Below are 12947 nucleotides of genomic sequence, written 5' to 3' on the forward strand. Positions count from 1 at the left end.
GCACAGAGGGAAAAGCAAAAACCTGACTACATCAATGCGTCTGCAGTCCCGGCTCAGGTTTTGCTAGATGTGAGTTGGATGTGAGTTGGATGAGCGCGCAATGCCCCAAACGTAAAAACGGTGCTCTGAGGCCCGCAAAATGTAGGCTGTCACCGGATACACGTAGAGGCGCACCGCGATGCCAATCAACGCTGCGTTGAACAAAGTCAGCATCCTCGGGATTCAGCAGCTGAAGATTTAGATCGGTATCCATCAAACATTCCGGGAGTTTAACTAAAGGGGGTTGCGCGGCGCGCGGATAGGCGCTGCGAAGAAGAAACAGCAGTCCCCGGGAGTCCTCTCTGTTGTAAACCAGAAGCGATTCGAGGCCGGGCTCTGTTTCGTCGAGGTAATGAAACGCCGAGCCGGCGAGAGAGTCTCTCTCAGACTTATAAAACGTCGTCCAGCGCTCAAGAGTCGTGCGCTCCTCATCCCCCAACTCCTGCGGGTTGAGTTCCAGTCCCATGTGTCCCAGGAGCGCCACAATGCAACGTGTGGATAGCGGTAAGCTCGCTCCCGACGTCGAGGAGGGACTTGCGCCTACGTGCGTGCCCAGCAGCGCTGGTGGAAAAACGCTGCTGGCGTGTTTCATGATGGTAAAACGCTGCAGCGGATCCATGCTGTCGCTGGTCCAGATTCTGTCACTGCGCGCCAAAGCCCCGGCGTCGCTGCGTGCGCCGCCCGCTGCACAGGACTCAATGGTGATATCGGGGTGACGAGTGCGTACTTCTGTGAGCAGCCCATACCAGGCCTGGGTCATCGCCGCGGGTGAAGCGGGGCCGCCAAATCCAAGCTGTGCGTAATCCCGGTTCATGTCCCACTTAAGATAGTCGGGGTTGCAGTCCGCAATGAGACGATCAAGGCAGTCAAGAATGTGTTCTCGCACTTCGGGTAGGCACAGATTCAGGAGATATTGTCCGCGCCCCGAGACCGGCGCGTAGCTCTGCGCTCCAATGATCCAGTCGCTGTGTTCCTGCGCTACCGTCGAATCGAGGGTCAACATTTCGGGTTCTACCCACAGGCCAAACGACAAGCCGCGTCCCCGCGCGTGTGCTGCTACAGGACCCAACCCCCCCGGGTAGCGCCTGGGGCAGGGGATCCAGTCTCCCAGGCCGCAGCCAATACCTACTCGGTCTTGCATCCAGCCGTCATCCAACACAAAGCGTTCTGCGCCTAGTGCCTGGGCCGCGTCGATAAGTTCGCAACTGCTTTTGGCGTCGTGATCAAAGTAACTCGACTCCCAGCTATTGAAGTGCACCGGCCGCAGAGGGGCAGAACGTAAACGCTTGCGTTCAAGCCAGTAGCAACGAAACTGCTCGCGTAGGCCATTAATACCACTCTCGCTCAAGGCAAAAAGTGCCGCGGGGCTTTGCCACGTCTCGCCGGGGCTAAGCGTGAGCTCTCCCGCCTGGAGCGCTACGCCCGCCTGCAGGCTATGACCACCCGCTGGCGCCGGCTCAATACGAAGTTTGTGATTGCCGCTCCACTCCAGTGTCGTGAGCAGCACGTTCTTACCTTGATCACTAAAGCCTGCATCGCCACAAATCAAAGTAGGAAAACTCTGATGGGAGCTACGGCCTCGCGTGTTTCCAATATCCAGGGCGAAGTGACCAAGGGGGATTCGTTCGCGAAGTAGCTCATTCGCCCAAAATCCACCGTAGCGCTCCACCTCGCAATGGGAACTGGGCAGCGGCAGATGTACGGATGCTAGCCAATCGACGTCTAAATCGTCATCGGGATCAGAGTTAAAGATGGTGCTCTCACTGCAAAACACCCCGGAGCTCGTAGCGCGGATGACAATTCTTACTTCGACACCGGCTTGAACATCCGCGAGATAAATCTCCAGAGCGCCGTCGCTAGAGGTACATCGAGCTACACTCAAACTCGTTAGCAAGGCTTTTCCGTTTCGTCTCGCCTGAAGTGCCGCCTGTGCCTGTGAATGACCATCCTGTGTGGGAAAACCATCGGGCCGAAACTCGCAATCCAGTTCTCCGTGCGCTGTGGGTGCGTTCGTCAGGAATGAAATCTCTTCCAGATCCAGTGCGTCGGGTAGCCGTTGGCCTAAATAAGATAGCGACAAGCGCTCATCACTGCAGTCGACGACAAGTGTGCTGTTACCGGCATCCAGGCGACTGAGGGTCAAGCCGGAATTGCCTTTCCAAAAGACAACCTGGCCTGCCCCTTAAAGATCAGGTGATTGCTTATCAGTGCGACAGCAATGCAAAAAACCAGCGTAATAGCCATGAGGTGGATATAGTGAATCGGCGTCCATACAAAAGAAAACACCGCATAAAGAGCCACGCCACTGACCATCGCGATTCCTGCAGCACCTGCGGCAACACCACTGAATACTAAACCTACGATAAACACCGAAAGAATGGGCATGCTGAGCAATCCGTTGAGCTGCTGTACGAGGTTGATGATGCTTTCTGCGCCGTCATAGATGGGTACCAGCAACAATGAGCAAACGACAAAGGCGACGGAGACCAATATGTTCAGTCTGTGTACGTTGGTCTCTTTGTTGAGATAAGGCTCATGAAGGTCGATGACATAGAGCGTAGAAGAAGAGTTCAGGACACTGTTAAAGCTGGTGAGTACCGCTGCGACCATCATGGCGGCGAAAGTGCCCGAGAGCCAGCCAGGAAGAAGGTCACCCACAAGGGTTCCAAAGGTGGCATCACCGATATCTCCGTAAAGCTTGTACGCACAGATACCGGGAATAACAATAATGGCCGGCACGATGAGTAACCGGATAGCCGCTGCTGCAAGAACGCCTTTCTGCGCTTCTTTTACCGTCGGCGCCGCCATTGCCCGCTGGGTAATCGTTTGATTGGTACTCCAGTAAAAAATTTGGATAAACAACATGCCGGTAAACAGTGTCGTCCAGGGGATGGGCGAATCCGGCCCTCCAATCAACGTGAGTCGCTCGACAGGGATGCCCGAAAAGTCAAAGTTGATGGCATCCAAAGACAGCCACACCACAAGAAGACTTAGGCTGAGAAGACCGATGCCACTGAGGGTGTCGGACACGGCGACAGCGCGGAGTCCCCCGAATATCGCATAGGACGATCCCAGAGCCGCCAGCGCGCAGGCGATGGTAAGCGTGGAAGCGTCCAGCCCGAACATGGATTTAAGAAACAGGGATCCCGTGTAAAGCATGATCGGAAGATAGAGAAACACGTTGCCCATGAGGAACAGTATGGAAACCAAAGAGCGCAAAGACTGTTTTCCGTAGCGCTTCTCAAGAAGTTCGGTTGTTGTTGCGCAGTTGTAGCGATAGTAGATAGGCACAAAAACGAATGCCAGTATCAATAAGCCTACGACGGCGGCCAGTTCCCACCAGGCCAGTAAGAGCATTTGGTTGCCGTTCATGCCCACAAGCTGATCGGTACTTAAGTTGGTTAATGTGATGGACCCGGCAATGAAGTACCAGGACAGGGTTCGTCCCGCTAAAAAGTACTCGGCATTGTCATCCCCGCTGCGCGGCGCTTTTCGGCACTGCAAGTAGGTAAACACTGCAATAGCTGCGGTGATGGCGGCAAAGACAAGGAACTGAGTGTTCATGATGGAACCTTAGTAAATAGGACTTTGCGAAGTTGCTCTGCCGCACGCTCAGGTGTTAAGTCCCGTTGGGATTCCCCAAGCATTTCAAACCCCACCATGTGTTTGCGCACCGTCGCTGAACGCAGCAGCGGTGGATAAAAGTGCGCATGCAACTGCCATGATTCTTTGTCAGCTGTTGCCGGTGCTCCATGCCACCCCATGGAGTAGGGGAAGGGTACCGAGAAAAGCCCATCATAAGCCCCAAGAAGCTGTTTAAGAATCGCAGCCAGTGAGCCGCGCTGAGCGCCGGTGAGCGCGGGCAGTGTTGCGACCTGCTGGAGAGGCAACAACAGTACCTCGAAAGGCCAGGTTGCCCACCAGGGAACCACCGCCAGCCAATGCTCGTTACCGCACACTACCCGCTCCGCTCTGGAGTGTTCTTTAAGCGCATAGTCCAGCAGCATCGGTGTTCCGTGATCAGCAAGATACTGAGTCTGTTGCCTTGCTTCTACGGCGATCTCGCTGGGCAGAGTATCCAGAGCCCAAATTTGACCGTGAGGATGGGCATTTGAGCAGCCCATGGTGGCGCCGCGATTCTCAAATATCTGCACGTGCTCAAAGTCTTTGCTCAGGGATAGCGTCTCTTCAGACCAGGCGTCTATCACCGTGAGAAGCTGTGTCTCGTCCATGTTGGCCAAGGTGAGATTGTGCTGCGGGCTGTAACAAATGACTCGGCATCGGCCGCGAACGTCGGCGCTGTGGAACAACCCGTCCTCCGAAGATTCGGTTTCCATCGCCTCGTTACCGGACAGTAGTGCCGGAAAATCATTGTCGAAAACGAACACGTCCGGATAGTCGGGATTCACCTTTCCGCCAGCGCGTTCGTTCCCGGGACAGAGATAGCAATCTTGGCTGTAGGATGGCTCTGGGTTTGGAGTGTCTTCTACTTGCCCTTGCCAAGGGCGCTGGTCTCGTTGCGGAGATACCAGTACCCAGCGATCCGAGAGGGGGTTGTAGCGGCGGTGCGGTTGCCTGCTCACGGGCATTTCCAGGCTTTCGCGCCGGCCACTGCACTCACCCAGCGAATAGTGGGTTCACCATAGCCTGCACTGCTAAAGCGTTCTGTAACCAGACGCTCAAAAGAGCGAGTGTGTTCGCGATCCACGAAAGCGACCATCGATCCTCCAAAACCTCCGCCCGTCATGCGTGCGCCGATAGCGCGAGCTTCCTTTGCTGCCGCAACGAGGGTGTCGAGCTCGGTGCAGCTCACAGCAAAGTCCCGGGACAAACTCTCGTGGCTGGCATACATCAGATGACCCGCCGCAGCTAAGTCGTTCTTTGCCAGGGCGTCGGCGAACGTACGGACACGCGTATTTTCACTCAGCACATGGCGCGCTCGCTGACGCACGGTCTCATCGGTGATTCGAATCAAGTCGTCAGTTTTTGCATCCCGCAGCAACTGACCCAGCTGTGTCTGTGCTGTCTCGACTTGCGCCCGTCGTTCAGCGTAGCCGCCATCTGCCAGCGCATGACTCACACCGGAATCTACGACAGCGATGCATAGCTGCTCGGGCACCGTTACGGTTTCAAGGCTCTGGGTACGACAGTCGAGGAGCATCGCTTTGTTTTCTTCTGCAAAGGTCACTGCAAACTGATCAAGGATGCCGCAGGGTACGCCAGCGTAGTCGTGTTCTGCTTTTTGGCACAGCAGCGCTCTTTCCCTGTTAGAAACGGTCTTGCCGCTTGCCACTTCAAGGAGCGTAGCGAAACAAAGCTCCAGGGATGCGCTGCTGGACAAACCGGCGCCAAGTGGCAAGTTGCCGCCTACAACAACATCCATTGCAGGGACTGAAAAGCCTCGTTGTCGATACTGTTTGAGTACGCCACGGAGGTAATCCGTCCAATCACCATTGCGGGAGCTATCGTCGTTTAGAGGCAGCGTGGTCTTCCCCCCTTGGGTGCTGAAGACATGTATAGCGTCATCATCGCGAGGCGAGGCGACTGCCAGGGTGTAGAGATCAATACCCATAGGTAGGGCGAAACCCTCAGAGTAGTCCGTGTGATCGCCGATGAGGTTGACGCGGCCGGGTGCTTTGGCTGCCCAGGCGGGCATCGCGGCGCTACGCTCTCGTAAAGCTGCCTCCAGCGGGGGAAAGAGATCGTCCAGCCTCGCGTTCACAGCATTATTCACCGGGCGTATTCCATACCGCGTAACTACCTTGAAGGAGGTCGATGTCACCCAGGACGCGGCTCGCTCCCTCAACTTCGAAGCGCCGAATATCCGGTGAGAAGTTAAAAGCGAAGGTAAGGGATCCCCGGGATCGCACCCGCAGGCCCTTTGGGACAGGTCTGCACCGATAGTCTCGAGCAGACAGGATTTTTTCCATGACCACCGTGAGAAACTCCGCGGGCACATGGGCGTTTATGTAGTGATTGTTGTTAGCGCTGTACCACAATCCCGCGCTGTCATCGCAACGAATGCGTGGTTCAAGCTCAGACTCTACGGATTCATGCCAGCGGCTCGCCTCGTAGGACTCGCCGGCATAGTTGAATGAACGAACTGCACCTGAGCGCATGCTGTCCACGGCAAGTACTCGCAGTGGAATGATCTCTTGCAGAGCGCCAGGCGCTAGCGTGGTCGGCAGCGCGCAGTGCTCATCCCTGGAGCCGCTTCGGGCACCAATGAGGCAAGCCGCGCCGGAAGCCTTTGCGCGAGCAACAAAGGCTGAATCTACAATAATGGTACCCGGAACAATTATCAGCTCGTAGCCCTGCAAGTCGGACTGCGCGACCACGAAGTCGATGTCCAGACCCAGAGTGCGGGCGGCACTGTAGTAGTGGAAGGCGCTTTCCAGCTGATCCATTCCCGGCGCATGGGGCTGAATTGTGCTCGCCCAACAGGATGGGTAATCGAAGAGTATGGCGATAGGTGCGGCTTGGCTAAGCGTTGCCGGTAGGTTCTCAAGCTCAGACGCTAACTGGCCTACCGGGGCCCATGCTGGCGCAGCTTCTCCCGTTGGTAACCTCAGAGCGGCATGCATCTGCTCCTGCGCCCTTGGCAGCTGTTGATAACGAAAATAGCTGACAAACTCAGCGCCATGAGCGACAGCTTCCATGCCCCAAAACGCTGGCGCATTATCCAGCGGTTGGGCATTGGACTGAGCCCAATTGACCGGTCCGGGCTGTTGCTCCATCACCGCAAAACGGCCACGTCCTACGGCGCGATACAAGTCATGATGAAACGCCGCCCAGTCCGGGTGACCAATGCGGCGATAAAGCAGCTTTTCTTCGTCGCTGAACCAACCCTGATCGAGGAATCCCAAGGGGTAGCTGTCCCAGGTAGCCACATCTAAATCTTCACCCACAGCAAAGTGATCAAACTCGACAAAGTTGCCCATAAAGTTATGGGTCACCCAACGTTCGGAGCCCCGGGACTCTCTCAGCAACTGGCGCTGTTCCTTATTGAATTGACGCACTTGCTCAGAGGCAAAGCGCCAGTAGTCCAGACGGTGCGCCGGGTTTACCTCGGTAACGGTGAGATTGGGAAGGCCGACTTCGGCAAAGCTACGATACTCCTGACTCCAAAAAACCGTTCCCCAGGCCCTGTTTAAGGCATCAATGTCGTCATAACGTTTTTCAAGCCAGCGCTGAAATACGCGCTCGTCATCGGGGCTATAACTCAGTGTAGTTTCGTGGCATCCATATTCGTTATCTAACTGCCAACCTACAATGGCAGGGTGCGCCGCATAACGATCGATGACGGCCTGACTGATGCGCGCGGACTCATCGCGATATACCGCGCTCGCAAAACGATAGTGCCGTCGAGAACCAAACCGACGAACATTGTCATTAATGTCCACGGGCAGAATGTCGGGGGAGCGCTCGATCAACCACAAAGGCGGGCAGGCTGTGGGCGTGCACATAATGATTTGAAGGTCTTCGGTGGCGAGGGTCTCTATAGCCGTATCCAGCCACTGCCAATCGAAATGTCCCGGACTGGGCTCGATACGAGACCAGGCAAACTCCGCGATACGCACGAGCTTGATACCGCCGCTGCGCATGGTGCGCGCGTGTTCAGCCCACAGCTTTTGTGGCCAGTGCTCGGGGTAGTAGCAAACGCCTAGGGAGGCCAAAGCCATTTTTCACCTCGTTAAACTCTCAATCGTTGCGCCAGCAGTAGCGCCAGAAACGCTGCAACCGCACCTGCTACGCCCGTCCAACCCAGGTCAATGGAACTTGTCACCGCTCCACCCAGTGATGATCCCAAGCCTTGCCCAGAATAAACCATCGATCCATTGAGCGCGAAGGCGATAGTTGTCGCTGGTCCCGCAGCGATTGCGAGTTGTGTTTGCGCAACGGGCGTCGTGGCGAATAGCGCCGCCGAGTTAAGTGCCATCGTGAATACCAAAACAGGAATCGACAGTGCGCCAAGATCAAGAAGCATACCTACAGAAAAGAGCAGCTGCGTCAGCAATACGACGCTGAGGAGTATGCTCAAGGCAGTGCGCGCGGAGAGTCTGGCGAGCATGGCTCCGGCGGGTAGTCCCAAGAGACTGCCTATGCCCGTAGAGAGTTGTATGGCGGCGATGCCCGTGCCAGTAATCCCGGTAGACGCCGTGATAACCGGACCAATGAAACTCACGGTGGCAAAGGTTGCGCCGAAGCCCAGCATAGTGATCGCCATTAGCTTGGGGTTCTCACCCACGAGAGCCCTGCGAAAACTGGATGCGCCAGGTTCTGGAGCGTGAATGTGCGCCGGGGCGAATACACCGATGATGATAAAGGCAGCAGCCGAAATGCTCGTCGCGAGCCAGAAAGCCGCGCGCCAGCCATAAATATCGCCCAGGATGCTGCCGATGGGTATGCCTATAAGAAATGCCAGTGTGTAACCGGCCAACACCGTCGCTATGGCCTTGGGTCGAATTTCTTCGGGGACAAGGGTTACTGCAAGCGTTGTCGCCAGCGGTAAGGTGAGTGCGGCAAAGAAGCCCGCTGCAAACCGAATGCTAGCGATGGTTATTAGATCCGGGGCAAGGGCTGAGCCTAGATTCATGATCGCAAGGATTGCCAGCACCCAAAGCAGTAGCTGTTTTCGATCAAACTTGGAGAACAGCCGCGCTAGAATCGGGCCGCCAATGCCGCAGGCAAGAGCAAACACAGTTTGCAGCTGGCCGACGCTTGCGATGCCAACCCCCAGGTCTTGAGACATTGGCTCGATAAGGCCTATGTAAATGAAGGCACTAGTGCCGAGCGCGAAGGGGGCAAAAGCAAGACTCAATATTCTGGGATTCAAGGTTTCAGGTCCTAAAAGTTAGGGATTACGGCGGCGCAGGGAATATCCACACAGCTTGAATTGGGTGGTGATAAGGAGATACTACGGGCCGCGAGTACTGTAACGATAAACATCATACGTTCTAAGAGAGGTGTAGGTTCATGAGGATACTGGCTGTAGTAGCTCTGCTTGTGCTGGTGAGTTCGGTGCTTAGTTTTGGGATCGGTCCCGGAATGCTTGAACGGTCGCTGAACAAAGTGATGGAGCATGAACCTTATGTGATATCTGATGAAGCCCGAGCGCTGCATGATTCATTGGTCGTCGGGGACTTACATACCGACAGCACGCTTTGGGCAAGAGACCTGACCCAGAGAGCTGATCGTGGTCATGTAGATTTACCTCGGCTTAGAGAAGCAAACGTGGCACTACAGGCCTTCACCTTTGTGACGCGTTCTCCCAAGGGCCAGAACTATGAAAGCAATGACGCGGATGCACCCGACAACATTACCCTTGTAGCGCTTATGCAGCGCTGGCCCGCGGCGACCTGGTCCAGCCTGACCGAGCGTGCGCTGGTGCAAGCTAACAAGCTTGCGCGTATCGAAGCGAAGGACCCCACAGTCCTGCGCGTGCTCAGAACCCGGAGTGATCTTACGTCAGTCATGGAGGCGCGGGAGAAGGGCTTGCAAACCATTGGCGCTTTGCTGGGAATCGAGGGATCTCATGCTCTTGATGGATCATTGGAAAACATTGATCGATTACGCGAGGCCGGTGTTCGCATGTTTGGCCTGCATCACTTTTTTGACAATGCGCTTGGCGGATCACTACACGGCACCGGCGGTGGTGGCCTGAGTGAATTTGGCAGAGACGTGGTCACGCGGATTGACGAGCGCGGTGCAATCATCGATGTCGCGCATTCCTCAGAGCAAAGCGTTAGAGATGTTTTGGCCATGAGTGACTCGCCTTTGGTGGTGAGTCATACAGGGTTTCAGGGCTATTGTCCGACGCCAAGAAACATTAGCGACGAGCTCATGCAACAAATTGCAGAAGGTGGCGGATTGATTGGCGTGGGCTATTGGGATGCCGCGATCTGCGACGTGTCTCCCGCAGGAATTGTGCGTGCTATTCGCTATGGCATTGATCTCGTGGGTGTTGCGCATGTTGCCCTCGGGTCGGACTACGATGGCTCAACTACCGTGCCCTTCGATACCTCGGAGCTGGCTGCGCTCACGCAGGAAATGCTCAATCAGGGTTTTAGCGAAGAGGAAATCCGCATGGTGATGGGCGGTAATATGCTGCGGTTTTTGCGACAGAACTTACCCGCTGAAAAGGCCTAGAAACAGATGGCGGCCTTGTCACCTGAGGACAATTTTACTGAACGCTGGCAACCTTGGAGCGTGACGTCCGGCGTTGCACAATCGATGCCCTCAAAAAGACACTGGCGATAACTTAGAAGGAGTAGCGCATGTCAGGCAACGAAGTTCTCACAGAAAAGATCGATGGCGTAATGGTCATTACCCTTAATCGGCCCGAAGCTAAAAATGCGGCTAATCGTGCTCTGTCCGAGGCTGTCGCTGCGGCCATGGATGAGCTCGAGGCTGACGACAGCTTGCGGGTCGCGGTTCTAACCGGTGCTGGCGGCACTTTTTGTTCAGGTATGGATCTTAAAGCGTTTGTCAGCGGCGAGTTGCCCTTCGTAGAGGGTCGGGGCTTTGCAGGACTCACAGAGTATCGGTCTGCGAAGCCCACCATCGCAGCCGTGGAGGGCTATGCCCTGGCCGGCGGTTTTGAGCTGGCTATCAGCTGCGATCTGATTGTTGCATCGCAGAGCAGTAAGTTTGGCATTCCCGAAGTAAAGCGAGGACTCGCCGCCGCAGCGGGTGGCCTGGTAAAACTTCCCAAGCAAATCCCCTCAAGAGTGGCTATGGAGCTTGCGCTCACAGGCGAGTTTATCAGCGCCGATAGAGCCTATGAATTGGGTTTGATTAATCGCATTGCGGAACCCGGCAAAGCGCTTGAGACTGCGCAGGAGCTCGCAAAGACTATTGCTGGCAATGGTCCCCTCGCCGTTGCAGCCAGCTTGAAGGCTGTCTCGGGTGCTCAGGACTGGAGCAGCGAAGAGATGTTTGCCAAGCAACAGGAAATTGTCGGACACGTGTTTACAAGCGAGGACGCCATCGAGGGCGCAACGGCCTTCGCGCAGAAGCGTGCGCCGAACTGGAAAGGTAAGTAGGAGCTTATGGCTATGAGTGAAGCATGGATTATTGACGCCTGTCGGACGCCGCGGGGTATCGGCAAAAAGGGTAAGGGGGCTTTGGCGCATCTCCATCCCCAGCATCTGGGCTCGACGGTACTCAAGGCACTTGCTGAACGCACCAGCATCAACACCGCTGATGTTGACGATATTGTCTTTGGCACCAGTTGGCAGCGTGGTACTCAGGGTGGTGACCTGGCACGCATGGCGGCTTTAGATGCAGGTTATGACGTTCGCAGCTCTGCGGTGACCCTGGATCGTTTTTGTGGCTCGGGTATTACCTCGGTCAATATTGCTGCCGCTTCGATTATGAGTGGCATGGAAGATCTTGTGGTGGCCGGTGGCTGCGAAATGATGTCGCTGTTCGGCTCGGACCCCAGTCAGTCGCCGTTTATGGATAACGATAATCTGCACTTGAGAGAGATGCATCCCCAGCCCCATCAGGGGGTGTGCGCCGATGCCATTGCGACACTGGAAGCGATCCCAAGGACAGCGCTTGACGAGCTGGCTATCACCTCCCAGCAAAATGCGGCAGCGGCTATTGCCGGCGGACATTTTGAGCGCAGCCTGATTCCCGTACTGAATGCTGATGGCAGCGTCGCACTGGATCACGAAGAGTTTCCTCGCCCCGAAACTACACTGGAAGGCCTGGCTGGGCTTAAGGCATCGTTTGAGCCGATCGCTGACTATCCCCTTGATGAGCAGGGCACGACCTATCGCAAGTTAGTGAATCAGGTGTATCCGGATCTTCAAATCAAGCATGTGCATCATGCGGGTAATTCATCCGGCGTTGTCGACGGTGCGGCCGCGTTGCTGTTGGCGTCTCCCGAGTATGCAAAGGCCCATGGACTCAAGCCGCGGGCGCGGGTGGTGGCAATGGCTAACATGGGGGATTCTCCCACGCTGATGCTCAATGCTCCTGTTCCTGCCGCGCAGAAAGTACTTAAAAAGGCGGGCATGAGTCTTTCGGATATCGACCTCTTTGAGATCAACGAGGCTTTTTCAGTAGTTACCGAGAAGTTTATTCGTGACCTCGATCTGGATCGTAGCAAGGTTAATGTTAACGGCGGCGCAATGGCTCTCGGCCATCCTATCGGCGGTACAGGCTCAGTATTGATAGGGACTATTCTTGACGAGCTAGAGCGCAGGGATCAGCAATTTGGTCTGGTGACCATGTGCGCAGCGGGCGGTATGGCGCCGGCAATTATCATCGAGCGTATAGCAGCATAAGCAGTATAAAGAGCGAACAGCTCTTCCGTAATAACCCCGGCACTTACTTGGGAGTAGTTCTGTGTTTGAGTTTAGCCAAGCCTCATTAGCGTATCAGGATCAGTTGCGCACCTTTATGGATGCGCATATTTATCCCAACGACGAGACCTATCGGCAGCAACTTGATGCTGCGGACAACCGTTTTGCCTACTTGCCGATAATGGATGAGCTCAAAGCAAAGGCCAGAGACGCCGGACTGTGGAACATGTTTGTACCACCCAAACTGGCAGAACATGTTGATCACGATGGACTGAGCAATCTCGATTATGCGCCTCTTGCAGAGATCATGGGGCGCGTTATCTGGTGTCCCGAAGTCTTCAACTGCAACGCGCCGGATACGGGCAACATGGAAGTCTTCATGAAGTACGGCACGCCGGAGCAGCAGGCCCAGTGGTTGACGCCCTTACTGGCTGGAGAGATCCGCTCGGCTTATGCCATGACCGAGCCCCAGGTCGCATCTTCGGATGCGACAAATATAGAGCTATCCATTCGCCGGGACGGCGATGATTACGTCCTCAACGGTAGCAAGTGGTTTATCTCCGGCGCTATGTATGAGCGCTGTGCGATTTTTAT

10 protein-coding genes are annotated in these 12947 nt (G+C 55.5%); 4 read left to right on the forward strand and 6 right to left on the reverse strand.

What is annotated here, in order from left to right; translation table 11 throughout:
• Positions 1 to 31: 31 nt before the first annotated feature.
• The 6 genes from ACTG39_RS11150 to ACTG39_RS11175 are packed head-to-tail and all read right to left on the reverse strand — an operon-like array spanning position 32 to position 8875.
• Positions 32 to 2182, reverse strand: coding sequence for an alpha-galactosidase (locus ACTG39_RS11150; protein WP_439107639.1), 2151 nt, complete (start codon positions 2180 to 2182; stop codon positions 32 to 34).
• On the reverse strand, positions 2179 to 3603 hold the full coding sequence (locus tag ACTG39_RS11155; protein WP_439107640.1) for an SLC5 family protein: 1425 nt from the start codon (positions 3601 to 3603) through the stop codon (positions 2179 to 2181). Before ACTG39_RS11155 ends, ACTG39_RS11150 begins: the two co-directional genes overlap by 4 nt.
• Positions 3600 to 4622 (reverse strand): UDP-glucose--hexose-1-phosphate uridylyltransferase, encoded by a 1023-nt coding sequence (locus ACTG39_RS11160; protein ID WP_439107641.1) that lies wholly within the window; start codon positions 4620 to 4622, stop codon positions 3600 to 3602. Before ACTG39_RS11160 ends, ACTG39_RS11155 begins: the two co-directional genes overlap by 4 nt.
• A complete protein-coding gene (gene galK / locus ACTG39_RS11165; protein ID WP_439107642.1) occupies positions 4619 to 5773 on the reverse strand; it encodes a galactokinase in 1155 nt (384 codons plus the stop codon). Before galK ends, ACTG39_RS11160 begins: the two co-directional genes overlap by 4 nt.
• A complete protein-coding gene (locus tag ACTG39_RS11170; protein WP_439107643.1) occupies positions 5766 to 7721 on the reverse strand; it encodes a beta-galactosidase in 1956 nt (651 codons plus the stop codon). Before ACTG39_RS11170 ends, galK begins: the two co-directional genes overlap by 8 nt.
• A gap of 11 nt (positions 7722 to 7732) precedes the next feature.
• Positions 7733 to 8875 carry an MFS transporter gene (locus ACTG39_RS11175; RefSeq protein ID WP_439107644.1) on the reverse strand — a complete coding sequence of 381 codons (1143 nt, stop codon included), beginning with the start codon at positions 8873 to 8875 and terminating at the stop codon, positions 7733 to 7735.
• Positions 8876 to 9015: 140 nt separating this feature from the next.
• Between ACTG39_RS11175 and ACTG39_RS11180 the strand changes: the two genes are divergently transcribed.
• The 4 genes from ACTG39_RS11180 to ACTG39_RS11195 all read left to right on the forward strand — a co-directional run.
• Positions 9016 to 10188, forward strand: coding sequence for a dipeptidase (locus ACTG39_RS11180; protein ID WP_439107645.1), 1173 nt, complete (start codon positions 9016 to 9018; stop codon positions 10186 to 10188).
• 128 nt (positions 10189 to 10316) lie between these two features.
• Positions 10317 to 11084 (forward strand): crotonase/enoyl-CoA hydratase family protein, encoded by a 768-nt coding sequence (locus tag ACTG39_RS11185; RefSeq protein ID WP_439107646.1) that lies wholly within the window; start codon positions 10317 to 10319, stop codon positions 11082 to 11084.
• 12 nt (positions 11085 to 11096) lie between these two features.
• The gene (locus ACTG39_RS11190; protein ID WP_439107647.1) at positions 11097 to 12335 is read left to right on the forward strand and encodes an acetyl-CoA C-acetyltransferase; all 1239 of its coding nucleotides are present in this window, start codon (positions 11097 to 11099) and stop codon (positions 12333 to 12335) included.
• Positions 12336 to 12396: 61 nt separating this feature from the next.
• Positions 12397 to 12947: acyl-CoA dehydrogenase family protein (locus tag ACTG39_RS11195; RefSeq protein WP_439107648.1), on the forward strand; the 551-nt coding region annotated here is incomplete at its 3' end.

The sequence above is a fragment of the Congregibacter sp. genome (genome assembly GCF_965662665.1).
Classification (GTDB): Bacteria; Pseudomonadota; Gammaproteobacteria; order Pseudomonadales; family Halieaceae; genus Congregibacter.